This is a genomic window from Candidatus Glassbacteria bacterium (assembly GCA_019456185.1).
GTDB lineage: Bacteria > Gemmatimonadota > Glassbacteria > GWA2-58-10 > GWA2-58-10 > JAJRTS01.
This window is the reverse complement of sequence record VRUH01000014.1, coordinates 62,079-88,118: the sequence shown is the minus strand read 5'-3', so window position 1 is coordinate 88,118 and position 26,040 is coordinate 62,079. Positions and strand designations below refer to the sequence as shown.

General features: G+C 59.0%; 21 protein-coding genes. 13 read left to right on the top strand and 8 right to left on the bottom strand.

Features of this window, described 5'->3' with window-relative positions; all coding sequences use genetic code 11:
* Positions 1-61 precede the first annotated feature (61 nt).
* From FVQ81_07690 to FVQ81_07655, 8 genes are all read left to right on the top strand, one after another.
* Entirely contained in the window at positions 62-619 is a 558-nt protein-coding gene (locus tag FVQ81_07690; protein MBW7996432.1) for an RNA polymerase sigma factor, read from the top strand.
* Between the two features lie 5 nt (positions 620-624).
* Positions 625-1,257 carry a hypothetical protein gene (locus tag FVQ81_07685; protein ID MBW7996431.1) on the top strand — a complete coding sequence of 211 codons (633 nt, stop codon included), beginning with the start codon at positions 625-627 and terminating at the stop codon, positions 1,255-1,257.
* Between the two features lie 67 nt (positions 1,258-1,324).
* Positions 1,325-2,110, top strand: coding sequence for a periplasmic heavy metal sensor (locus tag FVQ81_07680; GenBank protein MBW7996430.1), 786 nt, complete (start codon positions 1,325-1,327; stop codon positions 2,108-2,110).
* Positions 2,111-2,183: 73 nt separating this feature from the next.
* On the top strand, positions 2,184-2,894 hold the full coding sequence (locus FVQ81_07675; GenBank protein ID MBW7996429.1) for a hypothetical protein: 711 nt from the start codon (positions 2,184-2,186) through the stop codon (positions 2,892-2,894).
* 258 nt (positions 2,895-3,152) lie between these two features.
* On the top strand, positions 3,153-4,217 hold the full coding sequence (locus tag FVQ81_07670) for a hypothetical protein (protein ID MBW7996428.1): 1,065 nt from the start codon (positions 3,153-3,155) through the stop codon (positions 4,215-4,217).
* Between the two features lie 118 nt (positions 4,218-4,335).
* Positions 4,336-6,090 (top strand): tetratricopeptide repeat protein, encoded by a 1,755-nt coding sequence (locus tag FVQ81_07665; GenBank protein MBW7996427.1) that lies wholly within the window; start codon positions 4,336-4,338, stop codon positions 6,088-6,090.
* Between the two features lie 42 nt (positions 6,091-6,132).
* Positions 6,133-7,380 carry an asparagine synthetase B gene (locus FVQ81_07660; protein MBW7996426.1) on the top strand — a complete coding sequence of 416 codons (1,248 nt, stop codon included), beginning with the start codon at positions 6,133-6,135 and terminating at the stop codon, positions 7,378-7,380.
* Positions 7,381-7,423: 43 nt separating this feature from the next.
* The gene (locus FVQ81_07655) at positions 7,424-8,902 is read left to right on the top strand and encodes a UDP-N-acetylmuramoyl-L-alanyl-D-glutamate--2,6-diaminopimelate ligase (GenBank protein MBW7996425.1); all 1,479 of its coding nucleotides are present in this window, start codon (positions 7,424-7,426) and stop codon (positions 8,900-8,902) included.
* A gap of 211 nt (positions 8,903-9,113) precedes the next feature.
* On the opposite strand, the gene FVQ81_07650 is transcribed toward FVQ81_07655, so the two are convergent.
* From FVQ81_07650 to FVQ81_07630, 5 genes are all read right to left on the bottom strand, one after another.
* On the bottom strand, positions 9,114-10,412 hold the full coding sequence (locus FVQ81_07650; GenBank protein MBW7996424.1) for a hypothetical protein: 1,299 nt from the start codon (positions 10,410-10,412) through the stop codon (positions 9,114-9,116).
* 16 nt (positions 10,413-10,428) lie between these two features.
* Complete coding sequence (locus FVQ81_07645) at positions 10,429-11,304, bottom strand: alpha/beta hydrolase (protein MBW7996423.1); 876 nt, start codon at positions 11,302-11,304, stop codon at positions 10,429-10,431.
* A gap of 78 nt (positions 11,305-11,382) precedes the next feature.
* Positions 11,383-12,837 (bottom strand): oligosaccharide flippase family protein, encoded by a 1,455-nt coding sequence (locus FVQ81_07640; GenBank protein MBW7996422.1) that lies wholly within the window; start codon positions 12,835-12,837, stop codon positions 11,383-11,385.
* Positions 12,838-12,855: 18 nt separating this feature from the next.
* A complete protein-coding gene (locus tag FVQ81_07635) occupies positions 12,856-14,010 on the bottom strand; it encodes a phospho-N-acetylmuramoyl-pentapeptide-transferase (protein ID MBW7996421.1) in 1,155 nt (384 codons plus the stop codon).
* Positions 14,007-16,031 (bottom strand): UDP-N-acetylglucosamine--N-acetylmuramyl-(pentapeptide) pyrophosphoryl-undecaprenol N-acetylglucosamine transferase, encoded by a 2,025-nt coding sequence (locus FVQ81_07630; GenBank protein MBW7996420.1) that lies wholly within the window; start codon positions 16,029-16,031, stop codon positions 14,007-14,009. Before FVQ81_07630 ends, FVQ81_07635 begins: the two co-directional genes overlap by 4 nt.
* Positions 16,032-16,456: 425 nt before the next feature.
* Here FVQ81_07630 and FVQ81_07625 point away from each other — a divergent pair, with 425 nt between their 5' ends.
* Together FVQ81_07625 and FVQ81_07620 are read left to right on the top strand one after the other, a co-directional pair.
* Complete coding sequence (locus tag FVQ81_07625; protein ID MBW7996419.1) at positions 16,457-17,554, top strand: aldo/keto reductase; 1,098 nt, start codon at positions 16,457-16,459, stop codon at positions 17,552-17,554.
* A gap of 44 nt (positions 17,555-17,598) precedes the next feature.
* Positions 17,599-18,759: an NADH:flavin oxidoreductase gene (locus tag FVQ81_07620; GenBank protein ID MBW7996418.1), complete on the top strand. Its 1,161-nt coding sequence runs from the start codon at positions 17,599-17,601 to the stop codon at positions 18,757-18,759.
* Positions 18,760-18,773: 14 nt separating this feature from the next.
* Here the strand turns inward: FVQ81_07620 and FVQ81_07615 are convergent, their stop codons facing one another.
* The 3 genes from FVQ81_07615 to FVQ81_07605 form a co-directional block, all read right to left on the bottom strand.
* Positions 18,774-19,910 (bottom strand): MFS transporter, encoded by a 1,137-nt coding sequence (locus tag FVQ81_07615; protein ID MBW7996417.1) that lies wholly within the window; start codon positions 19,908-19,910, stop codon positions 18,774-18,776.
* Positions 19,911-20,113: 203 nt separating this feature from the next.
* The gene (locus FVQ81_07610) at positions 20,114-20,995 is read right to left on the bottom strand and encodes an HDOD domain-containing protein (GenBank protein MBW7996416.1); all 882 of its coding nucleotides are present in this window, start codon (positions 20,993-20,995) and stop codon (positions 20,114-20,116) included.
* 153 nt (positions 20,996-21,148) lie between these two features.
* Positions 21,149-21,895 carry a class I SAM-dependent methyltransferase gene (locus tag FVQ81_07605; protein ID MBW7996415.1) on the bottom strand — a complete coding sequence of 249 codons (747 nt, stop codon included), beginning with the start codon at positions 21,893-21,895 and terminating at the stop codon, positions 21,149-21,151.
* Positions 21,896-22,026: 131 nt separating this feature from the next.
* Here FVQ81_07605 and FVQ81_07600 point away from each other — a divergent pair, with 131 nt between their 5' ends.
* The 3 genes from FVQ81_07600 (at position 22,027) to FVQ81_07590 (ending at position 26,005) form a co-directional block, all read left to right on the top strand.
* The gene (locus FVQ81_07600; GenBank protein MBW7996414.1) at positions 22,027-22,860 is read left to right on the top strand and encodes a M48 family metalloprotease; all 834 of its coding nucleotides are present in this window, start codon (positions 22,027-22,029) and stop codon (positions 22,858-22,860) included.
* A gap of 299 nt (positions 22,861-23,159) precedes the next feature.
* On the top strand, positions 23,160-24,653 hold the full coding sequence (locus tag FVQ81_07595) for a DUF4091 domain-containing protein (protein MBW7996413.1): 1,494 nt from the start codon (positions 23,160-23,162) through the stop codon (positions 24,651-24,653).
* A 293-nt stretch (positions 24,654-24,946) separates the two neighbouring features.
* On the top strand, positions 24,947-26,005 hold the full coding sequence (locus tag FVQ81_07590; GenBank protein ID MBW7996412.1) for a dihydroorotate dehydrogenase-like protein: 1,059 nt from the start codon (positions 24,947-24,949) through the stop codon (positions 26,003-26,005).
* The last annotated feature ends 35 nt before the right edge of the window (positions 26,006-26,040 follow it).

Sequence of the window (26,040 nt, the reverse complement as noted above, 5' to 3'; positions counted from 1 at the left end):
GGCGCGGATTGTCACAGCTATGAAGTCGGGATGAAGGCAACGCCAGATACGTTGGGGCCAGATGCAGACTGACAAGCAGCTTGTAGATGAAATACTGGCAGGGCGGACAGAAAAATTCGGCGTGCTGGCCGAGCGATACCAGCAGCAGATCTACCGGTTCCTGCGCGGGATGAGTCTCGATCATGACGAGGCCGCCGATGTCCTGCAGTCGGCCCTGATCCGGGCCTACGAAAAACTTGATACGCTGCGCGGCGGCGAGCGGTTCCGGATCTGGCTCTACTCGATTGCCGCCAATCAGGCGCGGAACTATCTGAGGAGGGAAAGGCGCAGCCTGTCGCTGGAAGCGGTGGTCCTGAGTGCGGAAGAGGCCGATCTGGACGGGGAACTGGACCGCGGCAGGGTGAAAGAACTGGTGGCGGGCGCGCTGGAAAGCTTGAGTGCGGAGCAGCGCAGAGTGGTGTTGCTCCGGATCTATGAGGAAATGCCGTTTCGTGATGTAGCTCAATCGTGCGGGATCAGTCTCAGTAACGCCAAGGTTACGTTCCACAGGGCGATGAAAACCCTGGGAAGATGGCTCGCTCCCGCTGCCGAAAGAATGAACCTGGACCTGGAAAGGTGAGCGAGATGCAGTGTCCGATCGATGACGGAATCCTGATCGATTTCCTCGAAGGGGAACTCGAGGGCGCTGCCGGACGGGAAGTGGAACAGCACACAGGCTCGTGCATAGAGTGCGGCCGCCGTCTGGAGCGTCTGCGGGCAGTACGGACAGCCATCCGGGACAAAGTGGCTGGTTTCGGCCCTCCCGACGAGCAGTTCTGGCGGCGGAACCTCGAGGCGGTCGGTCTGGCAACCTGGCAAAGCAGAGAACCCGGCAGCGGGAAATCCGGCGGCAGGCTGAGGAAGCTCCTTCCGCTGGTTGCCGCCGCCGCGGTGCTTCTGCTGGCATTGGTCGGCACGTTCCGTACCGGCCTGTTCGACAACTCAGGAGCGCGGCAAATGGCGGCTGTCCGTAGTGCCGACACTATCAGCACCCAGGCCCTGGTCGACTCGCTCTACCTGCTGGCCGAGATCGCGCACCAGTACCAGATGACCTACCGGACGCTGGAATCTATCGAGGAGCTCGGCTCGGATAGCGGGGGGGACGCATACGACGAGGTGGGGATAACTTATCCGGTTACGGGCAATTTCTACGATGCCCTGCTGGATCTGGAGGAGGATAAGCTGGAGCAGGTAATCTATCTATTGGCGAGCAATTGAGAACACTTGAATGTGCCGTACTCGTTTACGGCAAGTAGACGACAAATATTTTTGCAAGGAGTTGAAAATGAAAGGTTTCAGTGGTTTTCTGGCGGCAGCCGCTGTGGCCGGTCTGGCGCTTTGCGCCACCGGGGGATGGGCCGCGGAGGAGAAACAGGACGAGGACGTTGCGGACGTATTCCAGCTCTTCGAAATGGAAATTCCCGAACTGGAGTTGCCCGCCATGCCTCTGCCGGGGATTGAGGAATACGGGATGCTGGCTTTTGCCGAGGGGCGAGACCGCGAGGATCGGCGGCACAGACACGCCGAAAGGATTCAGCTTTATCGTCTGTGGAAAATCATGGAGGATATCGACCTGACCGATGAGCAGGTGGACGGGTTTTTCCCCCTGATGCGTCAGCACAGTAAAACCGAGCGCGAACTGGCCAGAGAACGTAACGACATTACCCGGCAGCTTAAGGAGGAACTGGCCGGGGAAAATCCATCGGACAGTAAATTAAACCAGCTGCTGTCGGATCTAAAGCAAAACGGCCTGAAGGTTGTCGAGTCGAAGAACAAAGCTATCGACGATGCCGCCGAAATCCTTAATGCACGTCAGCGGGCCCGTCTGGCGCTGACCCTCAACCAGGTGGAACGGGATATCTGGGAGTCGATCGCCCGGGTCCATTACCAGCCACGCGGTGGCTGGCCGCCGCTGGCGTTCGACAAGCAGAAGCTCGAGAAACACATGCAACAGCTCCAGCAGAATCTCCAGCGGATCAGCAAAGAGCTGAAAGCCAGGGGACTGCCGGGCCTGGACTTGGATATAGAGCTGGAAGACCTCGAGGCTGAGCCGCCTGAAAAAGATAACTGAATCTTGATATCACAGGCTGAAGTGGGGACGTTTTACTCGATAACACCGGTAAAACACGAAGAAGGGAGAAGCAATGAAACGGATCACCGGAAGCGTTGTTGTCGCTGTCGCTCTGTTGCTGACAGTTAACATGACAACCGGAATTGACGCACTCTCGGCGGCTCCGCGCGGCGGCAGCCGGATCGGTGCGGCACAGGACGGGCCTCGGGGCGGACGGGCGCGCCAGGGCGACCGTCAACAGCAGGATAAGCGGCGTTTCGAGCGGATGTGCGAATTCCTGGACCTGGACGAATCCCAGCAATCCCGGGCCGCGGACCTGTTCGAGGCCCGCCGGCGGGAAATGCAGGAAAGTTTCAAGCAGCACCGGGAGGCGTTCGAAGCGCTGCTGAATCCGCAACAGCTCGAAAAGCTGGCGATCCGGGAAGAACAGCGCGGTGAGCGCCGCGGCTCGACGGCTGGACCGGGGGTGAGAGCGACGGAGCAACTGGGTCTCTCGGATTCCCAGCAGGACCAGATGAAGGAACTCCGTAAGGAGCATCACGACAATCTCCGCTCTATCCGGGACAGGATCAGGAATGAGGACCTGGGGCGCGAGCAGGCTCGTGAACTGCTGAAAGCCGAGCAGGACAGGTTTCGCGGTAGCCTGTCCGGGGTGCTGAGTCCCGAGCAGCTTGAGCAGCTCGACAGGATTCACGAGAAGATGGCCGGCCGCCGGGGTCAAGGGCGGCATGGCAGGAGGGGTCCGGGGCCGCTGGGCGGCATGCTGCGCGGTATCCATCACTAGCTGGACCTCAGCGGGGAGCAAACCGGGCAGAGCCGCAAGCTGGTCATGCTGATGTAGGCTTGCCGCGACGCTTTTCTGATGGAGAAGAAAGCTCAAGGCCCCCGCCGGACATTACCGGCGGGGGCCTTGCTGTTTCCCCCTACTTGAATCTCCGCGTTCTGCCTGCTAAGTTTAACGCTCGGTAGCTGAATTTAACGCGATAAATCGGCGAACCGGGATTTGCCGGAAAAGCGGCAGCCTGCAAGCTGGAACGGATCGATGGCAGACTTTAGGCTCCAATTGAGATGGCGGTCCGCGCTGCTGCTGGTGCTGGCGGCGATTGTGACCGGACTGATTTACAACGGTTTCGGCGGGATAGCGCTGGTTGCCCCGCAGGACACAGCCCGTCGCGCCCTCGGGACCGGTCTTCCCGTGGAAGATGGAATCCACCTGGTCGGTCTGGATGCGGCCAGACAGTTCATAGATCAGGCTCAGGGGCCGGTTGTAGATGCCCGCTCTCCGGAACAGTACGGAGAAGGCCATATCAGCGGGGCGGTCAACTGCTACGTCTACGAGCTGGAAACATACCTTCCCCCGCTGCTGGAACGGGTGGCGTTGGACGACCCGATGATGATCTATTGCGCGGGGGCTGATTGCGAGGACAGCCGGTTCCTGGCACAGACCATGCAGGAACTGGGTTTCAAGCGGCTTTACGTCTACGAGGGCGGCTTCGAGAACTGGAAACAGGCCGGTCTGGCAATCGGCACCGGAACTGATTCAACGCAGCCGGCCGCGACGGGTTCGGGTGTCAGACAGGCGGCGGATTTCAGCCGCTATGTACCGGCATGGTTGTGGCTGGCGGGCGAACTGGCCCTGCTGGCGTTTGGGGTCTGGATACTTGTCCTGTTGAAACGCGGAGATACGGATTCGTTCGCCCCGGGACTTGCGCTCCGAGTTGTGGGACTGGTATTCGTGCTTGCTTCGCTCTACAAGATCGTTTCACCGGCGCAGTTCGCCAGAATTGTTGACAATTACCAGATTCTGCCGCCTGCGACCGTAAATTTCACGGCGATAGTTTTGCCCTGGCTGGAGCTGATCAGCGGTTTGCTTCTGCTGGCCGGACTTGTGCGCGGCGGCGCATCGCTGGTGCTGGCGGGATTGACTCTTGTATTTATTGCCGCGATCTCTTTCAACCTGATCCGCGGTGTGGAGTTCGACTGCGGATGTTTCGGCAGCGGGCACACTCCGCCCTGGCGGATTCTGCTCCGTGATGCGGGACTCCTGCTCTGCTGTCTTCCGGGCCTGCGGAACCTTGGAACTGCCGGGGCACAAAACACTGACTGAACTGTATAAAGTATTTAAGCACGGACTGATTATTAAGCGGGAAAAAGGATAACTGAAATTGGCAATCTCTTCCGGATATAGCTTTTCGGCTGCTGCCGCCTTGCTGGCGCTGACGGTTATGTCCGCCGGTGCCGCCAGGCTCGATGACCGCAGATTCAACGAACTGCGCCAGCTCTCCCGCACCATTGCCGACCAGGCCGGTCCGGAACGCCCCATCCCGATCCTGCTCCAGCATCAGGACGATCCACGCGTGCTTGGCTTGCTGCTCGAATATTACGGCAAGGCGGAGCGTCAACTGGAGTTTCTCGAGATCGCCGCGGAGCAGGCAGCGCGTCAGCCTCTCGATCTGGCCGTCCAGGGCGTGTACCTTAAAGCTCTGCACGCGGCCGGGATGGCCGACAGTGTCATGCCCGTTGCCAGCCGGATCATCGGCAGCGCTCCCGACACTCTGTCCGAGGTCTGGCGGGTGGTTGGCAGTCAGCTTGCGGAATTAGGCATGCACGCCGCCGCGCTCGAAGTGTTTAACCGCGGACGAGCCGCAGCGGCGGGCGGCAGCGCTTTTGCCCGTGAAATCGCGCTAGAGCTTGCGGATCTCGGACTGCTGAATGAAGCGGTCGAGGAGTTGCTGGCGATGGTGCGCGGCAATCCGGCCGAAAGTACTCATCCCAGACAGGTCGCTTACCGGATAACTTCACGGGGACGCCAGGCGGAAGATATGCTTCTCGAACGGCTGGACGATGCTCTGAAAAGCGCCGGTGGAGAGGTGGAAAAAAGCCTCCGCTCCCTGCTGATGGAGCTCTGCCTCAGCGCCGGACTGGAAAAGGAGGCCTACGGGTATTTCAGCAGCCTGCTGCGGAAACTCGATGACAGGGCGGCGCGCCGTATCGCACAACTCTTTATTGGCAGGGCGGCCCGTCTTTCCCTGTTCGACAGCGCGCTTTCCGGCTACGCGCTGGCGGATTCGCTGAAGCTGGTGAACCATCAGACAGCCCTGCTGGGGCAGGCCGAGATATTGCTGAGACTCGGGCGCTATCAGCAGGCGGAGCATCATTTTATCGAGCTGATCGGGTTTGAAAGCACCCCGATTGCGGCGATGGCATGGCGGAAGCTGGGCGATATTTATCTCAACCGGATGGATCGCCCGGGCGAGGCGCTGGCCTGCTACCGCAAGCTCGAAGAACTGGGCGGACTGGAGAAAGAACAGCTTCTTGACGCCAAGTTGAGGATCGCGGAAAGCTTCATCCGGCTGGAGCGTCTGGACGATGCAGGCGCGCTTTGTCGTGAACTGCTCGACAGCAGCGAATACGACCCGCTGGAATCCAGCGGTGCGATGTTGCTGCTGGGCGATGTGCTGTTTTTCGGCGGTCAACCGGACAGCGCGGCTGAAGCGTATTTGACTTTTGCGAAACTGAACCTTGGCGATCAGCTGGCCAACGATGCGATGGGTAAAATCTATCTGATTCGCCACGACCGCAGTCCCGAAGGCGGTCCGAGCAGAAAGGTGGGCGAGGCGCTCTACGCGGCCCGTAACGGTAATGTCCAGTTGGCGCGCGACCTGTTCGCCGGGCTTCTTCGCGAGCAGTCCGACTCACTCTACAGGGCGCAGGTGTACTACCAGATGGGCCGGATGTACGAACGCGAGTCCGAATTTTCGCTGGCACTGGGAACTTACGGCCAGTTGATCGATGAGCTTCCCGGCCACCAGCTGGCTCCGCTGGCGGAACTCAGGATGGGGATTATCCTGCTCGAGGAGGTGGCGGACACGACCCGCGCGAGGGGCCACCTGGAGCGGGTTGTGGTCGAATATCCGCTTGGAGTGGCCACGCCGCAGGCACGCCGTCTGCTGCGCACCCTGGATGATGAAAAACTGTAGACTGGCACTGGAGGTGCTTTGAAGAGCCTGTCCGGACATAGACTGTCTCTGCTCTGCCTGTTGAGCGCCGTTCTGATCAGCCCGGCGCGCGCCGAGGTGCTGGTGCCGATGGATCTAAGCCAGGCGGACCACCTGAAAGCCTACGGGTTGGCCTACCGGGTACTGAAAGCAGGGGTCAATGTCGAATGGCTGCTTAACTACCGGGGAGGCAGTTTCCTGTTCCCCGAAAACGAGCAGTTCCTTCGCCAGGCCCGCCTGATGGGTGTCAGCTACGAACTGGCCGGACCGGGCGAGGTGGCGGCGATCCATGGACGTATCGAGCAGGAAAACATGGAGGTCGTGCTGCTGGAAAAAGCCCCGCGGGTAGCGATCTACACTCCGCCGAACATGAGTCCCTGGGACGATGCGGTCACCCTGGCGCTGAACTATGCCGAGGTGGATTACGAGACTGTCTGGGACGGGGAAGTGATGACCGGCGCACTTGAGGAATTCGACTGGCTCCACCTTCACCACGAAGATTTCACGGGCCAGTACAGCAAGTTCTATATCGGTTATGCCGGCCGTGACTGGTACCAGGAGGAGGTGGCGCGGAGCACCGAGATGGCCGCGCGGTTCAACTACGATAAAGTCTGGAAGCTCAAGCACGCTGTCGCCCGCAGAATCGGAGAGTACGTGGAAAAAGGCGGCTTCCTGTTCGGGATGTGCCTGGCCAGCGAGACACTCGATATCGCCCTGGCGCTGGGTGATACGGATATCGTGCCGCCGCAGGTAGACGGCGACGGGATAGTTCCCGCCGCACAGCAGCAGCTGGACTACAGCCGCTGCCTCGCTTTCAAGGATTTTACCGTGCAGTTGAATCCGACAGTCAATTCGTTCTCCGATATCGACGGGCACCAGGTGAACAACCCGCCCCTGAAACAGCCGCTGGGCTATTTCAAGCTGTTCAGGTTCTCAGCGAAGTATGACCCGGTACCGTCGCTGCTGACCCAGAACCACACCGATTTTATCCGGGGATTCTACGGCCAGTCCACCAGTTTTAACCGCTCCGTGCTCAAGGAGGCGGTTACGGTGCTGGGGTACGAGGAGGGCAAGCCGAGGGTCAATTACATCCATGGCAATACCGGCAAAGGGTTCTGGACCTTCCTGGGCGGACACGATCCGGAGGACCCGGAGCACCGGATCGGCGATATCCCGACCCGTCTGGAACTGCACAAAAACTCGCCTGGCTACAGGCTGATTTTAAATAACCTGCTGTTTCCCGCCGCGCGCAAGAAAGAACTCAAGACCTGATGACTCTGTAATTCCCGCCAGCCAAGCGGGGGAGCATGGAAGCATGAGACTGACCTCGATCCTGGGGGCGATCGGAGCCTCCTGCGCCGAGACGGACATACGGCGGACGGAAATGACCGGCTTGACTGCCGACAGCCGCGAGGCCGGGCAGGGAGATTTGTTCTTCGCAGTCGAGGGAGCATCGGCCGACGGGCACGACTACCTGGAGCAGGCGCAGAAGAAAGGGGCCGTGGCGGCAGTGGTTTCCCGCAATGTGGACGGTTGCAGCCTGCCGCAGATTCTGGTGCCGGATACCCGTGAGGCGTTGGCGCTGGCTGCCTGCGAATTTTACAACCACCCGTCGGAATCATTTCCGCTGATCGGGATCACGGGCACCAACGGTAAGACTACAGTAGCCTGGCTGGTACACCAGCTTATGCAGCGGCGGGGAATCTGCTGCGGGCTGCTGGGTACGATATACAATGTTATCGCTCCCGACGACGCTCAGAAGGCCGGCCTGACTACCGCCATGCCGCACCAGGTCCAGCGGATGCTGGCCCAGATGAGGGACAGGGGAAACCGCGCGGCGGTCATGGAGGTCAGTTCCCACGCGCTCGATCAGAAACGCACGATGGGAACCCGCTACCAGGTGGCCGTGTTCACCAACCTCACTCCCGACCATCTTGACTATCATACGGACATGGACAGTTATTTTGATGCAAAAACTATCTTGTTCAAAGAAATGAGCAAAACCGGCCGCTCGGTGGTTGGATTAGATGATCCCTGGGGAGAGAAACTGGCGGGTATGATCGATGGTCCGCTGATCAGTTTCGGCAGGCGCAAGGACTGTGACATCAGAATTACCGGGTGGAAACCGCTGGAAAACAGTTCGGAGATAGAGTTGGAGGTGTTCGGCAGGAAAGTGACCGCCGAAGTCGGCCTGCTGGGCGGATTCAACGCGCAGAATATCGCCGCGGCCTGCGGGGTGGCGGTGGCGATGGGGATAAGTGCTGATTTTCTGGAAGAGAATATCCCTGCGCTGACACCCGTACCCGGCCGCATGGAACCGGTGCTGGCGGGCCAGAATTTCAACGTGCTGGTCGACTACGCCCACACTCCCGATGCGCTGGATAAGGCGCTGGATGCCGCGCGGGAGCATACAACCGGCAAACTGGTAAGTATTGTTGGTTGCGGCGGGGACAGGATGAAGGAGAAACGAGCTCCGATGGGGAAAATCTCGCTGAGCAAGGCGGATTTTACGGTGGTCACTTCGGATAACCCACGCAGCGAGAACCCGAAAGTGATTATCGAACAGATACTGGAGGGAGTCAGTCAGGGAGGAGGCAGGGAGGGCGAGAATTACATAGTAGAACCGGACCGTCGCAAAGCGATCCATGCCGCATTGGAAATGATGGCTGACGGGGACACGCTGCTGATCGCGGGCAAGGGTCACGAGGACTATCAGATCCTGCCGACCGGCACGATCCATTTCGATGACCGAGAGGTGGCGCGGGAAAAGCTGGGAGAACTCGGATTCAAATAAATTTCAGATAATCAACCGGAAAGACAAAAAGCCGCCCCCATCGAGGGGGCGGCTTTTTGTTTAAGTGCTACCAGATCCAGCGTTCTTTCAAGTCTTGCCTGAGCATTCGCGAGGCGCGGGCCGGCACGGTCATTGCTTTTCCCACCCGTTCAGCAAACCCGCTCCCGGCGCGACCGGGCAATGACCGTGCCGGCCCGCGCCCAGATCGTTATCAGCCGTTCTCGTCGTGAAAATCGGCTTTCGAGTGGCCGCTCATCTCGTTGTCTGTCAGGAGCACCTTCCCGGCGTCCTTGACCACGTAGACCCCGTATTGCTGGGTGCCGGCGCCTGTATCGGCTATCCGGTTGTGCTCGATCGTGATATCTCCGGCGTGGGGATCGACATAGACCCCGTAGCCGCGTTTGCTGTCGCCGTTATCGACAATCTCGTTGTTACGCAGGACATTACGGTGGCCGCTGAGCTGTGCGTGCTCGGGGCGGAAGTAGACGCCGCAGAACCCGTTGCCGCGGATTGTATTGCCGGTGAACAAGTTGTCGGTATCCTTGTGGCCTATCGAGATCCCATAGAGGCCGTTGTTCTCGATCAGGTTGTCGTTGAAGTTGCCGTAGCGTACCCGCCAGCAGAGGAAGAAGCCGATCCGGTCGTTGTCGTGGAAATGGCAGGCGGTGATCTCCGCATTGGAGCTGCCTGTACCGGGATGGATGCCGTAGTTGGTGTTCTCATAGGATTCGCAGTCGATGACCCTGATCTTATCCGTGATCTGGAACGAGATCCCGTCGCCGTTGTAGCCGCGCACCGTGCAGTTGCGGATCACGCAGTCGGTGCTGCGGTAGAGGTAGATCCCGCCGCCCCGGCAGCCGTCGAGGAAGTAGGGGTTTTCCTCGCGGTTGCCGTCCACTGTGATACCCTCGAAGATAAGGCCTTTACGGTCGATCCCGCAGAGGATGGGGAACTTGTTTTCGACCCGCGCGTTGCTGTTGATATAGTCGTAGTCGCGGACAGTTCGCCTGGTGAGGAACAGGGTATCGCTCTTGATCGCTTTGACCGAGGTCACTGAAACCGCCCAGCCGCTGTCGTAGCGGTCATCCGTGACGGAGATACCCATGCCGGGTTTGAATTTCTCCGGCTCGGCAACGACGAGGACGTCCTCGCCGAAATCTCCGCAGTCAACGACGCGGCTGGCGACTCCGGCGGCCTTCCTGAGAATAGTTTTGCCCGGCTCGCCGCGGACAACCACGTTGTCGACAGGGATGAAAACGCTGTTGTGGATAGTATACGTGCCGGCGGCGATAACGAGCGTGTCGCCGGGATTGAGCATATCGGCTGCCTGCTGGATCGCCACGTTGTCGCTGCCGGTCACCTCGGCAGGGCCGCTGAGGGCAACCGTGATTGTACGGGGTGAAGAGGCATCTACGGAGCCGGATGAACACCCCAGTGCCATCACCAGCGGCAGTGCGAGAGCTGCGATCATTACAGCGGATAGTGGAAGATTCATTTGTATTTCCTCCATGATTTGCCTTTGAGTATTACTTTAAGTGATTGTCCAAAAACATTCGCAATGCGTTGACTGTCTGTTCCATATAAGGCGGCTCGTTAAACCAGGCGTGGTCCACGTCGAAATCGGTGTAGAGTTCCGCCGTGATACCCAGCGAGCGCAGTTTGCTGACATAGAAAGCAGCCTCGCCATAGGGCACAATCCGGTCGGCGGTACCGTGCATCACGATTACCGGCGGATCGTCGGGGTCCAGATAAGTTTCCGGCTCGGCCGCGCGGTAGGCTGCGGGATTTTCCTGATACTCGCCGCCGATCAATTTGCGCACGGAGCCTTTGCCCTTGTGCTCGATCTTGGTTGCGGGATTGAACCCACCCGCAGCCTGGACAGCGCTGGACTGTTCCTGCCAGCCGCCGGAGCCCTCGAGTTCGGCCACACCTCCGCTTGATCCAGCCAGCAGGGCCAGGTGTCCGCCTGCCGAGCCGCCGGCGACAGCGATCCTTTTCTTATCGACCAAGTATTGAGCGGCATTGGCCCGCAGGAAACGGACCGCGCACTTGACATCCTCGATCTGGGCCGGGAAAGGAGCTTCGCCGCTGAGGCGGTACTCGATACAGGCGCAGGTATAACCGGCCTCGGCGAGAATCATCGACTGGCGGCTGAAATGGATCGCGCTGCCGCCCTGCCAGCCGCCGCCGTGGACGAAAACGACTGCGGGAAACGGGCCGCGTCCACGCTTCGGGACATAGAGAGCCATCCGCAGTTCACGTCCGCCTCCGGTTCCGTAAACTACCGGCTGGATCACTTCCACGCGGTCATTGCTTTCCTGCCAGCGGTCGGCAGGGAACTCGGCGGACAGGTGCGCGGTTGCAGCCAGGAAAAGTATCGCAAGAGAAATGCCAAGGCGCATCTGGTCTCCCGGTGACAGTAAAGGGTATCGCAAGGGGAATGCAGAATTATAGCTGTTTGCCGCAGCGATGCAACAGGTTTATCCTTTCCGGTTGCGCGTTAAACTCATACCCAGCAGGCCGCGAGAAGCAAGAACCAGGCAGAAAGCACAGATAATCGACAGTTCCAATGCGATTTCCAGCCATTCGTTGGTAATCCGTGTCTCCACCCGCCCGCAGAGAGCATAGAGCAGGGCCGCGGCCAAAACGATCAGCGCCATCCTGCCCCACCGGTAGGGGACCGGATAGAATCCACGCGTAAACAGGAACAGCAGGCCCGCCAGCATGACATAGGCGGCCAGGGTGGCCCAGGCCGCGCCCATCATGCCCAGGCGCGGGATCAGGATGAAATTGGCGGCCACATTAAACGTGGCGGCGATAACGGTTGTCCAGGCGTAATAACGCGTGCGTCCTGTCAGGTCACAGCCGACCGTGAGGTTGATATAGATCCCGTAGAACACGTAACTGATCATCACCACGGGAATTACCACCAGCCCCGCCCAGTAGCCGGGGTCGATCAGATGGTAGCCGCCGAATTCGAGCGCCACCAGGTTGTCGGCCAGCAGGCTGACAGCCAGGAACAGGGCCGCCAGCACCGCGACAGTCATGGTCATGATCCGGGAGAACGTAACCGGCGCATCGTCCGCTTTGGCCGCGCGCACCAGGTACGGTTTCCAGGCCAGGGTAAACGAGGCCACCGCCAGGTTGGCCACCGCGGCGATCTGGTAGCCCACGCTGTAATAAGCGACTGTTTTAGCTCCCATCAGGCGGTCCAGGATCCAGCGATCTGCCAGGTCAAGCAGGGACTTGCCCAGGCTGCTGAAAATAATCGGGAAACCGAAAGCTAAATAGAGCCGGAACAGCTTGCGGTCGAATACGGGACGAAGGTAGCGCAGGAGCAGGGGGATAAACAGTAAACTTACCACGCCGCTGCCGATCGCGTTGGCCGCCAGTACGCCGGTCATGCCCGAATCCCGCACACCGAGAAAGTACACCACCAGGGCGCCGTAGACCACCACTGACAGCAGCAGCGCACCGGCATAAGCGAACGGCCTCTGTTTGGCTCTGAGCAGGCTGTAGGGCAGGATATTGACAGTCTCCAGCCACACCACCGCCGCGGCCAGCCGGATCAGCAGCGCATCGCCCGGAATCGGTTCGGAGAAATAGGCCGCTGCGACCTGCGGGGCGAATGCGGACAATGCCGCGCAACCGGCTGTGCTGACCACGATCAGCGGCCAGAAATGGGAGCTGAACATCCGCGGCTCGTCATCGGTGTCAATCAGGTAGCGCACCAGCGAATTGCCCATCCCGAACATCAGCACCAACTGGAGCAGGCCGATCAGGACATAGGTCAGCTTGTAATGGCCGAACTGTTCGGGGGGGAGCAGGTTGCTGAGCACCGGCAGCAGGAGCAGGCCCATACTGCGGCCGATAACGCCGCTGATCCCGTAGATTGCGGTTTCCTTGAGCAGTGAGCGTATCGAGGCAGCGGCCATGGTTATCCGATTGGCTTGTTATCTGATCTTGATCGTGGCGATACTGACCAGGGTCAGGATGATCCCGACTATCCAGAACCGGACCACCACTTTGGTTTCCGCCAGGCCGAAATGCTGGTAGTTGTGATGGATCGGGGCGCGGTGGAAAATGCGGCGGCCCAGCAGCCTGATCCCGATCTTCTCCTGGATCAGCACGCTGGCGCCCTCGGCCACGAAGATTCCGCCGGCCAGCAGGAACAGGAACTCCTGCTTGAGCATGATCGCCACCACGCTGAGGATTCCGCCCAGCGCCATCGAACCTGTATCGCCCATGAACACCTGGGCGGGAAACGTGTTGAACCACAGGAACCCCAGACCGGCGCCGACAAGCGCGGCCAGGATAATCGAGAGCTCTCCGCTGCCGACAATGTGGGTAAACAGCAGGGTGCGGGAGTAGATCGAGTTGCCGATAATATAGGCGAACAGGGCGTAGACCCCGGCGGTAAGCGAAGCGGGCACGATCGCCAGGCCGTCCAGGCCGTCGGCGAAATTCACCGAGTTGGCGATTGCCAGGATCACAAATATACCGAACGGGACATACAGCCAGCCCAGGTCGATCAAAGGCTCCTTGACAAACGGCAGCTGCAGCCAGGACTTGTAATCCGCCGCGGTCACTCCCTCCAGTCCCTGCAGCAGTTTGATCCGCCCGGCCTCGAGCGGGCTGGCTTCGGGCGAGATGTAGACCAGCATGAAAGCCAGCCCGAACACGGCCTGGAGCAGCAGCTTGGTTGTCTGGCTCATGCCCCTCCGGCTGTCAAGGTGGCGGACCTTGAGGTAGTCGTCGCAAAAACCGATAGCCCCGAACCAGACCATCGCGGCCACGACCCACTGGACGAACGGGTTGGCCGGGTCGCTCCAGAGCATGATCGCCGCCAGCACGGCCCCGATAATCAGCACACCGCCCATCGTAGGTGTACCGCGCTTGCTCTCGGGGTCCGTGAACCCGTAGTCTAAAATAGTGTCTCTGGCCCCGCGAAGGTAGAGGTGGCGGATCGTCCGGTTGCCCAGCAGCAGGATCAGGCCGAAAGCGGTGATCGCCGCCACAATCGAGCGTATGGAAATATAGCTTGCCAGCCTGGTCCACTCCAGCCCCGGCACGGACTCCAGCACGTATTTGCACAGGTAGTAGATCATGGCTCAACCTTCCCGCCGCCCTCGAGCTGCTTCAACTGTTTGATCCTGTTCAGCGAACGCTTGAGCGGAAAACTGGGTGTGAAATCGGTGCAGGTAGGGATCAGTTGCTCGATACGCTCGATCAGCGGGTCGCCGGCCGTGATAATTCCCCGCTGCAGAAGATGCTCCGTCGCTGTCAGCAGGGACTGACGGATCCGCCAGTTGGGGTGCAGGGAAAAGCGCTGCGCGTGACCGGACAGATCGTCAGCGCCGCCGGTTACTCCCAGGGCCTCAATACAGCACCAAACAACTTCAAGTGACGAGTGATTGAGATTCCTCAACAGGCTTCCTGTTAATAAGTTGCTGCCCTTAATGTGCTGCTTTAAGCGGATGATCGCTTTGGCCGCTTCCACCCGGACCTCGTAGTAAGGGTCTTCCTGCAGGCAGCGCGCCAGCAGTTGCTCAAACTCCGCGTCCCAGACGCCGATTCCGGCCAGCACGGTGATCGCGTTGCGACGGATAAAACCGACCTGGCTGTAGTCTCTGCAAAAAAGTCTTTTTAGCAGCGGAGCTGGGTTGCGGTCGCCGGCCAGGGTCATCAGCAGTCCACGCCGTTCGCAGTAGCATGTAATCCCGACGAGCTTGATCCCGATATTTCTCACCTGCCAGCGACTGGCGACAAGGTAAATATCGGCCAGATAACGCAGGAGCGAGATATTGGGGTGGTGCTCCAGCTGGGTGCTGTCACGCCCGGCAAGGGTCCTGCGCGCGTGGGCCAGTACTCCTGACGGGGAAAGGCTGGCCAGCCTGACCGCTTCCAGGTTGCCCCAGGCAGGCTGGGCGCGGGTATCGGCCATCACGGGCGCTCCCTCGCCATCGATAACGCTTGCAATCGAGCGGGGAAAGACCGAAGAGTCCACGATCACGCGCATCTCGTAGGCCGCACGGCTGATCTTTTCCAGGCGGGCGCTGTCGGCCAGCATACCGGTCACCAGTTCCGCGAGAACTCCTGAATCGACATGGGCTCTCGTCCTGCCGTTTTCGATTACCGGCCGTTCGAAGAGGACCTCGGCCGCACCGGCTTTAGCCAGGGCCAGCGCGTTGACCGCCTGGTGCTCGCCGGCCAGACTGCTTTTGGGGATGACGATAGCCGGCATGCCGCAGGTCAGCAGCTCGTTGAGCGTACCGGCGCCCCCTCTGCAGATACACAGATCGGCGGCTGAGTAGCAGGTCTGGATTTCGCTGAAATACTCGAATGGCCGGTAGCGTTCCAGCTCGTCAGGCCCCAGCCCAAGCTCGGCTATCCGGCGGGCAGTGTCGGCAGGGGCGTCGTATTCCCGCGTTTTCTGCGCCCCGGTTCCATGCAGGATCACGAGGTTCCTGTCGCTGAGCAGGTCGGGAAGAGCCGCCACCAGCGCGTGGTTGATCGAGCGCGCCCCCTGGGAGCCGCCGAACACTATCAGCACGCGCGCCTCGAGGGGGAGGTCGAGCTTGCGGCGGGCCTCGGTCTTGTCTCCCGGTACGATTTCAGCCCGTACCGGGTAGCCGGTGAACTCCACGGTCGCCCCGGGCAGGAATTTCTCCGAGTCGACAAACGAGGTCCAGACCCGGTCGGCGCGGCGGCTGATCATCCGGTTCCAGCGCCCCGGCGCGTAGTTCTGCTCGTGGATGAAGATTTTTGTTTTAAGCAGGCCGGTTCTGCGCAGAACCGCGGCGGCGAGGACCGCGGGTACGCTGGCATAACCGCCCGTGCCGATAACGGCATCAGGCCGGAAGCGGATCAGGATGGCAAGCGCCTGAACCAAGCCGAGAGCGATTTTAGCAGCGGCAGTCGCTTTGCCGCGCCAACCTCCGGTCACACCCGCGCTGGCCACGAACCGGATCGGGTAGCCGAGTTCGGGGACAATTTTCTCCTCGGCCCGTCCGCGCACACCGATATACAGGAACTTCGCATCATTGTACCGGGTTTTGAGGGAATCGGCAATGGCCAGTGCGGGGTAAACATGGCCACCGGTTCCGCCGCCGGTCAGGACGAATTTCACCTGGGCTGTCCGCAGCTTATGTGGTGGATTGACGGTCTGCCTGAATAGTCTCGCTCTCGCGCTGAATAATACTTTCAGCCGCCCCGGCAGTCAAACTATATTTTATGGCGGGCAGGGCCTGGCCGGGTGGGAAGATTATGTTGCGCATTCTTGCGGACGGATGATAAATTAGACGGTGCCGCGGCCGTTTTGGATCATGCGGGTCATTCCCCGACCGGTTTGAACAAAACGACTGCCGCTGCGAATGATAGATCAGTGAGACCCCACCCAGGGCGGCTCCCGTTGCTGATCCCCGCCTGTCCATGTATCCGGCGTAATATATTATTTACTGACCGGTACGGCGGCTCTACAGCGGCCAATGTGCCTGTGTTTGCCCGGCAGATACTCTCGATTGAAGATAGTTGAGCTGGCATGGGAGCAAGCGGATGCAGTATCTGGAGTATGGAAACACCGGCCTGAATGTCAGTAGGCTTGCATTCGGCGGGATGCGGTTCGAGGAGCCGCGCAACACCCAGCGGATGGCGGAAATCGTGATTGCCGCGCGCGAGGCGGGAATCAACTATTTCGACACTGCCCCCGGCTACTGCGCCGATCAGAGCGAAATAATCATGGGGGCCGCGGTCAGTCAGATGCGAGGCATGCCGGGCGAATTTTACCTGTCCAGCAAAACCAGCAAGTCCGATCCGGAGGGCGTGCGCAGCGACCTGGGGTGCAGCCTGGAGAGGCTCAAAACCGACCGGATCGATTTCTACCACTGCTGGTACCTGCTTACGCTCGACGGATGGGAAGCCCGTAAGGCCGGCGGGGCGGTGGATGAATTGCTTAAAGCTCGCGAGGAGGGCCTTGTGCGGCACCTGGTAATCAGCACGCACCTGGCGGGTGATGAGATCGGCACCGTGATCGACGAGGACATATTCGAGGGTGTAACGCTGGGCTACAACGCGTCAAACTTCGCTTACCGCCGCGCCGGAATCGAGGCGGCCGGGAGAGCCGGAATTGGCGTGGTGGTGATGAATCCCCTGGGCGGAGGCGTGATTACGGATAACCCGGACACGTTCGGTTATATCCGCTCCCGGCCCGAGGAGTCCATCCTGGAGGCGGCGCTGAATTTCCTCTGGGCCCACGATGAGATCACGGCCGCGCTGGTGGGCTTCCGCAACACTGATGATGTCGCCACGGCGGCCGCTGCGTGGAAGAAATTCGACGGTGCCGTGCAACCGGATCTGGCGCGGATGGAACGGCAGGCGGATGAATCGTTCAACGCTCTCTGCACCGGCTGCCGCTACTGCCGCGATTGCCCGGAGGGTATCCCGGTCTACAAGTACATGGAAGCCTACAACCATATGATGCTCAAGGGCGGCGAGGGCCTTCACGACCGGCTCAAGTGGCATTTCGGGATTCACGATCTGAAGGAGCTGGAACTCTGCACAAAATGCGGCAACTGCGAGCAGGCCTGCACCCAGCACCTGCCGATCCTGCAAAGATTCGAGGAAATGAAGGAAGTCTACGCTAACCCCGCCTGAGTAATACCGGCAATGCGCGGGAGTAATGTCAACCTGGAGGATGGATGCCGGAAGCCACAATTACATCGTTGGACAGCGCCTATCAACCGTTCGAAAGCGAGCGCCTTAAACTGCCGGGCAGGCTTGTCAGGGCTCCGGTCTGGTCCGGTACGGCCGATGAGCAAGGATTTGTGACCGACAGGACTATCGAGTTCTACACCAGGCTGGCCGGCAAGGGCCTGGGGCTGATTGAGACCGGCTTCAGCTTTGTCAGCGAAAACAGCAGGGCCGTACCCAGGATGCTTGGCATATCAAATGATGATTTCATTCCGGGGCTTACCGAGCTGGTGGAGGCGGTCCACAAAGAGGGCGACAAGATAGCGCTGCAGATTGCCCATTGCGGTCTCAACGCTGACGCCTCCTACGATCCCGACGGGTTGATTTACGGCCCGAGCCTGATCGCGCTCAACGGCAGCACGCAGTCCGAGAAATCCGGCAGGCTGCACAAGGGCAACGCCCACATCATGCGCTCGCTCACGCGCTGGCAGATAGATCAGATTATCGACGAGTTTATCGAGGCGGCCGAGCGGGCCGAGGAAGCCGGGTTTGATGCTGTCGAGCTCCACGGCGCACACCACTACCTGATCAGCGAGTTCCTCAGTCCGACATTCAACAAGCGGACCGACATTTTCGGCGGAGGCTCCCGTCAGCGCTCGCGATTCGCTGTCGATATAGTCCGCGGTGTCCGCGAGGCCATGCCGGAGCTGCCGATTCTTTTCCGGCTGAACTGCGAGGATTTCACTCCCGGCGGCATAACACTGGAAGATACCCGGACGACAGCGGAAATGCTGGTGGAAGCGGGCGTGGACATCATAAGTGTCAGCGGCAACGACCCGACCCGCACCAGGATTGTCACGCGGGCGAAGGAAGCCTATTTCCGCGAGCAGGCGCGCGTTATCCGCCAGGCATGCGGCAAGCCGGTGATTGTCACCGGCGGTATCCGTTCACCCGAGGGTGTCAACGAGATCCTGGAGAACGAATTCGCCGACCTGGTCGGTATCGGCCGTCCGCTGATCCGCACTCCCGATCTGCCTGCGCGCTGGCGCGAGGGCAATTTCGAGCCGTACGAGTGCATTTCGTGCAACAGCTGCATGCGTTCCGGTATGGAGTACAGTGTCAGTTGTGTCAGGATGGGTGAGGAAGAGTTGGAAGAAGAGGAGATTTGAACCCGCATTAACTTTCAAACGAGTGGCTTGTCCGGAACTCCGCCGGCCTGCGGGCTACGCAGCAGCAGCCAGGCCTGGAGTGCAAGGGATACGGCGATCAGCAGCAGCGCCAGGACGTAGGGGCTGTGAAGGTTCCAGATATCGGCCACCAGTCCGCCGGCAAGCGGACCGAACAGAATCCCCATCCCGATAAACGCTTCGTGGATACCGGTCCGGTTAGCTGATTCCGGCGGGCGGCTGGTGCTGTAGTAAATGCTTGACGAGTACGTAAAGCCCGCGGTAATACCAATCAGCAGCATTCCCGCAGCATAGCCGGCCACACTGTTCGAGAAGGCCAGCAGTCCGGCGCCCGGCAGTGCCAGCAACTGGGTAAGCAGATACGTTCTGCGGTTGTATTGCCAGCTGTGCCAGTATTTTACCAGCCAGAACATCGCGAACTGGCCTCCGTGGATCAGCGCCAGCATGATACCCAGCTCGGTCCGGTCCAGGTGGTCGACATCGAGGGCGAGCTTGGGAAACAGCATCTTGGCCGCGCCGAGGGTGAATACCAGCGTGAAATTGGCGATCCAACCGCAGACCAGGAACCTGCTCCACAGGCGGCTGGATACGCCGGGACGTTCGAGGAAATCGCGGCTGGCCGATTTCTCCCCGCCCTCCTCCTCGGAGAGCGTGAATCCCAGGGCGAAGATGACCAGGGAGAGGTATACGCACCAGGTGAACGGCAGGATGGTGTCGAACTCGGTCAGCTTGCCGCAGGTATAATGACCCACCGTGAAGCCCAGGCTCCAAGAGAGACAGAAATTGCTCAGCGTCCTGCTCAGGTTCCGCCCGTGACGGCTGTCGGCCAGCAGGGATTGAAGGGTAGGCCAGTACAAACCGATGGCCACGTGGAACAGGCCGTAATAAAGATACAGTTCGACCAGACTGCCGGCGCGGGTGAACAATAGGCTGGCGCCAAGACTGAGCAGGCAGTACAGCAGCAGGCTGCGTTTGCGGCTGAACCTGTCGCTGAGCTTACCCGCCAAAATGCTGCAAACGATATAGAGCGCCGCACCGGTTGCGCCGATCGTGCCCAGGTGCACCGGTCCCGCGCCCAACTCAAGGGCAAAAACCGCCACGCCACCGATCATGAAAGCGCAGACGAAGTCCATCAGAAAGCTGCTGGTGTATATCAGGTACCTGTTGGGCAATGCAGCACCACGAATTCTGGAAGTTGAAATGACCGGTGGGCTCGGCTGATGCGCTCCGTGTAAGAATTAGTAAAATAAGCCGGTTCGGTTGCGGGAACAAGGCAGTATGAAAACGGGAGGGAAAGCCAACTGGCGGAGAATGGAGCTACGGACCCGGGCTGATTTTATCTCTTCATGCCGCTGATATGCAGTAGAACCTCGCTTTTTTTGATTCGAGCTCTGATCTTTTTCATGATCTCGTCCTGGATAGCAGGGCTTAATTCAAGTTTTTCCCACAATTCCTGATCGATTTCCTTCAGCGCCCCTTCACCCGCGCAGCCGATTTTCATCATCCTGCAGATCGAATCGGAGAGAGTGAGCAGCCATGTTTCCTTGCGTTGCTCTTTAGGGCAGACATCCGGCTCATGATGGTAACGGATGCAGTTGACAATCTTCAGCGGGATGCCCCAATGCTCCAGCACGGCCGCACCGATCTGCGAATGGTCGATACCCAGGGATTCGCGTTCGAGTTCGACAATGTCATCGTTGCCGCCCAATTCCTCAGGATCATCTGGCAGACTGCGGTAGGCTTCCTGGAGATGGGTGGCGCAGATCAGCCGGCCGATATCGTGCAACAGTCCGACCACGTGGCTCTGGGGACCGTTTGTATCGAGCACGCGGGTCAGCTGGTGGATCTCTTCCATGCAGATTGCCACGGCGATCGAGTGCTCCCAGTACTCGATCGGATCCAGCCGGCCCTTCGGCATCTTGGCCACATAGTTGACAACCGAAATATCAACCACCAGTTTGCGGACTTCCTTTAACCCCAGCCTGACCACCGAATCCTGGACCGTGGCTATTTTACATCGGCCTCCATACATCGCGGAGTTGGCTACTTTCAGCAGCATGCCGGTCATTGACGGATCGTCGGACAGCACCTTGCTGATCCGGTGCACGTCCGGCTCTTCCTCGTTGAGCATCTTGACAACCATGACCATCACCGGATTGAGCGTCGGCAGCTGCTTGACCTTCAACAGGAGGTCTATCAGTTCCTCGAGGGTATACATGGCTTTACCGTGCAGAGGTGAAATCAACTCGAATCATGGTCAGAACAAAATTGACATGGGAATATATCAACGACTAAAGCCGATTAGCCAGAAAAAAAAGAAACCGCCTGAATGCACGCTTCACTGCCGGGTCATGGGGCTCAATGTCAATGCTTACCTGCTGATAACACCTACCAGATTGGCGCTGTCGGCAGTGTAGGCTTTGGTCCTGTTGAAGCCGTTATAGAGGGCGACGGTTTTCAGGCCCGCCCTGCTACAGAGCTTTAGCAGTTCATCCCCGGTCAGCGGATGGAGCATTTCCCGCTGCGACGCCACCTCGGCGCCATCGACAACAACCCGCAGTGAAAAAACAATCCCATCGCCGGTATAGGAGTACTCCCGGTAAAAGCTGTAACTGTGGCCATCTCGTTCAGCGTTTTTCTCCAGCAGGCCGTCCGGTCTGTCGCGCATGATCCTGTCGTACCCCAGCAGGTGGATCACCGCGCTTCCGCCCGGTTTCAGAGCCAGGAAGAGGCCCCTGAAAAACGGTTCCCTGAGCGGCGGTTCCAGGTGGGGCAGGGTATTGCCCAGGCAGGTGACCACGTCCCAGGGGCCGTGACGTTCCGCCACTTCGAGCAGGTTTTCCATGCCGGCTTCGTGGACCGGTGTTTCCGGCAGGTTGCGCAGCGCCAGCTTGCGAAGGTGGGGAGAGGGTTCCATGCCCTCGGGACAGAGTCCCTCGGCCGCCAGCCGCTGAAGATGCCTGCCAGTTGCGCAGCCGATATCCAGGCAGCTTTTCCCGGTCGGATTACCCGCCAGTGTTTCGATGATAAACGGTATTTCAAGCGCCAGCCGCTTCGGCCAGTCGATAAAGATATCGTAATAGGGTGCCAGGCCTTCGTATCTGTCCTGCCGGGGCATAGCGGGCCTTTCAACGGGTGGAATTACAGAAAAACGAACAGATGTCCGGCTTGAATGTGAATGGCGATAATTGTATATTACCCTAAGTTGCTTGTTTGGACAAAATTGTCAAGGCAGACGAAGAGCGAAGGATGATGGCAATGATGATAAAAAGAGTGTGGGCAACGCTTTTCGCTGCTGCAGTCATGATGTTTGCGGGTGGAGGCTGCAGTGCGATCCAGAATCTCAACATGTATTCCACCCGCGAGGAAGTTCAGCTCGGCAACGCATTGGACAAGGAAATCCGCAAGCAGCAGGAGATGCTGGACGACGCCCGGCTGGACTCGTTTGTCACCACGCGCGGCCGGGCGCTGATCGAACACTCAAGGCGCAGGGACATCCGGTATTTTTTCACGGTGGTAAATGACGAGACGGTCAACGCTTTCGCCATCCCAGGCGGGTATTGTTATATAAACCTCGGTTTGTTCCGTAAAAGCAAAACAGAGGCGGAGCTGATCAGCGTGATCAGCCACGAGGTCAACCATGTGGTGCACCAGCACAGCATGAAACGCCTGACCCAGATGAATATTGTAGGCGGAATAACCGAAATTGTCGTGGGTGATAGAGGAGCAACGGCGAACCTGGTGGCCAACCTGCTTACCACTGGCGGGCTGCTCTACTACGGCCGCGAGGCCGAACGCGAGGCCGACTACGACGGGCTGGTGACGATGTACGAGGCCGGTTACGACCCGAACGGGATGGTCGAGATGTTCAAGATGCTCAAGGCCGGGCGGGAATCGGAACCATCGATATGGGCGAACCTGTTCAGCACCCACCCGATGACCGATGAGCGGATCGAATACGCCCGGCGGTTGATCGGGCAGCTGCCAGGCAAAGAGGGGCTGATCTGGAACAGCCCGGAATGGGACGGGATTGTCAGCTACCTGAACGAAAAATATCCTGCCCCGGAAAAGGAAAACGATTAAATGCCGATATCCTTTTTCAAAAAGTCAATAACGGCTTGCTTGAAATAGCTTTTCAAGGTTAGGAAAAATTAGTCGAATGGACAATCGTTTTTTCACGATGAGTCGGAAATCTTTATGAATTTTGCAGTCCATGTACAAAACTACGCTTTGACGGTAAAAACTCTGATTCACGGCGGATATGAACAGGAACAATAATACTCCCGAAAACTGGAGATACTTCAACATTGAAAACCGCATCCGTGTTATTTGCAATCTCCCTGTATTGTCTGGGAGTGTTAGCTGATTGCCGCGGAGAACAGGTGACATTCAAGTTGGGCGTAGCATCGAGCATGGAGAAAGTCTATTTCGACAGGCAGCAACTTTTTGAAGCCGCAGATACGGTTGAACTTGCCGTGGCAGGAGGCGAGTACGAATCGTTCCAACTGGTGATTCAAGGCCACCGGGACACTCTCAGGTCGATCCGCAGCAGGACGGAGGGTTTCGGGTTCGAAAAAGACGAAAGTTCTCCTGTAAGTGTAAGTTTCAACCCTGTCGGCTACGTTCACACCACCGTTGTCTGTGACAAGTACGACAGCTCTATCGGCTGGTGGCCCGACCCGCTGCTCGAAACCGGCAGTTTCGACCTGGCCCCGGGCGAAATTCAGCCCGTTTGGGTAACCGTCCATGTCCCGCGCGGGACAGCCGCGGGTTATTACTATGCTACCATCAAAGTGTCGACGGATGGGGGAGGAAGCAGGGAAGTACCGGTAAAGCTCCGGGTATGGGGTTTCGACCTGCCGCGCACGCCGTCGATCAAAACCCTGACCTGGGTGAGCGACCTGTCCAGCTATTACGGTTACCGGAGGGGCAGTCCGGAAGCGGTCCGGGCTAAAAGGAAGATGTACGACCTGCTGCTGAGCCACCGCCTGGGACCGGGCGGCAACATCGAGTTGACGGACGAGGATATCGCCTACTGCATGGAGCGCGGGATGAACGCCTTCCTGCTGCACGTCATACCCAACCTCAAGCGCAGGGGTGAGGAAGAATATTCTGCCAGTTACAAGCGTGAACTTGTACAAAAACTTGAAAGCTACGTGCGGCGCTTCGGCCCGCGAGGCTGGCTGGACGGCAAGGCCTACGTCTACAATTACGACGAAGTGGGCAGGGAACACTGGCCTCAGGCCAAACAGATGTACGAGCTGGTTAAAAGCGTTAGTCAGGAACTCAGGGTGATACAATGCCTGAACATCCCGGAGGGGGTAAAGGCGATGGCTGGTTTCGCGGACACCTGGGATGTTTACGTGGCCCAGTACGAAAAGACCGAGGTGCAGCAACGGGTGGCCGACGGGGACGAAGCCTGGCTGGCCGTCTGCTGCTACCCGGTGGACCGGCCGAACTTTTTCCTCGAATACCCGGCCATCGACGGCCGGCTGCTGGGCTGGATCTGCTGGCAAACCGGCGTGACCGGCTTCGAATACTGGAGTCCCAACAGCTGGGGAGAAAACGAGGGCTTTCCGCAGTTGCGCGGAAATTGGACGGCCAACACTTTCAGAAATTACAACGGGGATGGCTATCTTACCTATCCCGGACCAGGCGGCAACCCTCTGGCCTCGATCCGCCTGGCCAATCTGAGGGACGGTCTGGAGGACTACGAATATCTCAGGCTGCTGGCGGAATTGCAGGGAGAAGTGCACATTGCCGGGGAAGTAGCCGTATCGACCACCCGATTTACCAGTGATCCCCGGACTGTCTACCGGGTGAGGGAAATTATCGCATTGAAGATCGAGCAAGCGCTGAACCGCCAGAAAGACTGATACTGATTTGAATCCATCGGAAACGCGGTAACTGACGTCGATGCTGTCGGTAACCATGATATTGTTGTTGGAGAGTGTACTAGAATTAGTAGCTGGTACCTGGTTTCCAGACCGGAAGCTCCTTGGAGCCCTGTTGAGACAAGCCACGTTTCAAACATCTTCCCTGGAGTTGCAGTTATTTTTTGCTTAAATTAATGCTGGCGCGTGTCCCCGCGGCCCGGTCTGTGCGGGATAAGCTGACCAGATTATGTCTGCTGTTTTTATCGAGTTATCAGTCAGAGAGGGTGTGAGCCATGCCGGAGCTGTCTGTCGAGTACCTGGGATTGAAATTGCGGAATCCGCTGATTGTCGCCAGCAGCGGACTGACTCGTAACGCCAGCCTGGTCCGTCAGTGCGAGGAGGCTGGCGCCGGGGCGGTGGTGATGAAGAGCATCTTCGAGGAAGATATCCGGCGCAAGGACAACACGTTCGACGATTTCTTTTCCACGCACCCCGAGGCCAGCGAGTATTTCAGGGCCGATGTGGGCCTGGTCTACGGCGCTCAGCAGTACTGCGAGGAGATAAAAAAAGCCAAGAAGGAGACAGGTATCCCGGTGATCGCATCGGTCAACTGCGCCGAATCGCGCTGGTGGGTGGATTATGCCGCCCAGCTCGAGGGCGCCGGGGCGGACGCGATCGAGCTCAATCTCTCGGTTCCATCGATAGACCTGGAGCTGACCTCGGAGCAGGCTGAGGACAGTTTCCGCCAAATTGTCACTGCGGTGGCCTCGAAGGTCAAGATACCCGTGGCGGTCAAGATGAGCGGCCAGTTGACAACTCCGCAGAGCACGGCGAAAAAACTTGTCGATGCGGGAGCCGATGCGCTGGTGGTGTTCAACCGGCAGAGCGGCCTGGATATCAGCCTCAACAGCCGCAAGGCGTTCAGCAGCAAGGGCGAGCAGGGTTTAACCTCGGGCCATCAGCTTTACTATCCGCTGCGCTGGATCACGATCCTTCACGAACTGATGCCCAAAGTGCAGTTGTCCGCCTCGGGCGGGGTGCACAGCGGCGATGCGCTCGTTAAATACATTCTGGCCGGTGCCAGGACTGTCCAGGTCTGCTCCCTGTTTTACCGCGACGGCCTTAAGCAGGCCGCTCATCTGCTGGATTCGCTGTCCGCCTATATGAAACTCCGGAAAGTGGATACCGTGGACCAGCTGGCGGGTTCGGTGGAGCGGGATATCATGATCGGCACCCGCGAGCAGCAGCGCATGGAATACCTGCTGCTTTCCAAGGGACATTACCTCGAAGTGGACTCAACCGACGGGGGCGGGTTGATGTACGAGTCCTACTCCTCCCACGAAGATTCCTGATAAAGCCGGTATATCTCAAAAAAGCGGCGGGTGGT

Coding starts and splice junctions, on each gene's coding strand:
- FVQ81_07600 (MBW7996414.1), top strand. CDS start 22,027: ATGATGGCAATGATGATAAAAAGAGTGTGGGCAACGCTTTTCGCTGCT.
- FVQ81_07665 (MBW7996427.1), top strand. CDS start 4,336: ATGTCCGCCGGTGCCGCCAGGCTCGATGACCGCAGATTCAACGAACTG.
- FVQ81_07615 (MBW7996417.1), bottom strand. CDS start 19,910: ATGGACTTCGTCTGCGCTTTCATGATCGGTGGCGTGGCGGTTTTTGCC.
- FVQ81_07610 (MBW7996416.1), bottom strand. CDS start 20,995: ATGTATACCCTCGAGGAACTGATAGACCTCCTGTTGAAGGTCAAGCAG.
- FVQ81_07625 (MBW7996419.1), top strand. CDS start 16,457: ATGCAGTATCTGGAGTATGGAAACACCGGCCTGAATGTCAGTAGGCTT.
- FVQ81_07675 (MBW7996429.1), top strand. CDS start 2,184: ATGAAACGGATCACCGGAAGCGTTGTTGTCGCTGTCGCTCTGTTGCTG.
- FVQ81_07640 (MBW7996422.1), bottom strand. CDS start 12,837: ATGGCCGCTGCCTCGATACGCTCACTGCTCAAGGAAACCGCAATCTAC.
- FVQ81_07690 (MBW7996432.1), top strand. CDS start 62: ATGCAGACTGACAAGCAGCTTGTAGATGAAATACTGGCAGGGCGGACA.
- FVQ81_07680 (MBW7996430.1), top strand. CDS start 1,325: ATGAAAGGTTTCAGTGGTTTTCTGGCGGCAGCCGCTGTGGCCGGTCTG.
- FVQ81_07635 (MBW7996421.1), bottom strand. CDS start 14,010: ATGATCTACTACCTGTGCAAATACGTGCTGGAGTCCGTGCCGGGGCTG.
- FVQ81_07605 (MBW7996415.1), bottom strand. CDS start 21,895: ATGCCCCGGCAGGACAGATACGAAGGCCTGGCACCCTATTACGATATC.
- FVQ81_07670 (MBW7996428.1), top strand. CDS start 3,153: ATGGCAGACTTTAGGCTCCAATTGAGATGGCGGTCCGCGCTGCTGCTG.
- FVQ81_07645 (MBW7996423.1), bottom strand. CDS start 11,304: ATGCGCCTTGGCATTTCTCTTGCGATACTTTTCCTGGCTGCAACCGCG.
- FVQ81_07620 (MBW7996418.1), top strand. CDS start 17,599: ATGCCGGAAGCCACAATTACATCGTTGGACAGCGCCTATCAACCGTTC.
- FVQ81_07685 (MBW7996431.1), top strand. CDS start 625: ATGCAGTGTCCGATCGATGACGGAATCCTGATCGATTTCCTCGAAGGG.
- FVQ81_07650 (MBW7996424.1), bottom strand. CDS start 10,412: ATGGAGGAAATACAAATGAATCTTCCACTATCCGCTGTAATGATCGCA.
- FVQ81_07655 (MBW7996425.1), top strand. CDS start 7,424: ATGAGACTGACCTCGATCCTGGGGGCGATCGGAGCCTCCTGCGCCGAG.
- FVQ81_07590 (MBW7996412.1), top strand. CDS start 24,947: ATGCCGGAGCTGTCTGTCGAGTACCTGGGATTGAAATTGCGGAATCCG.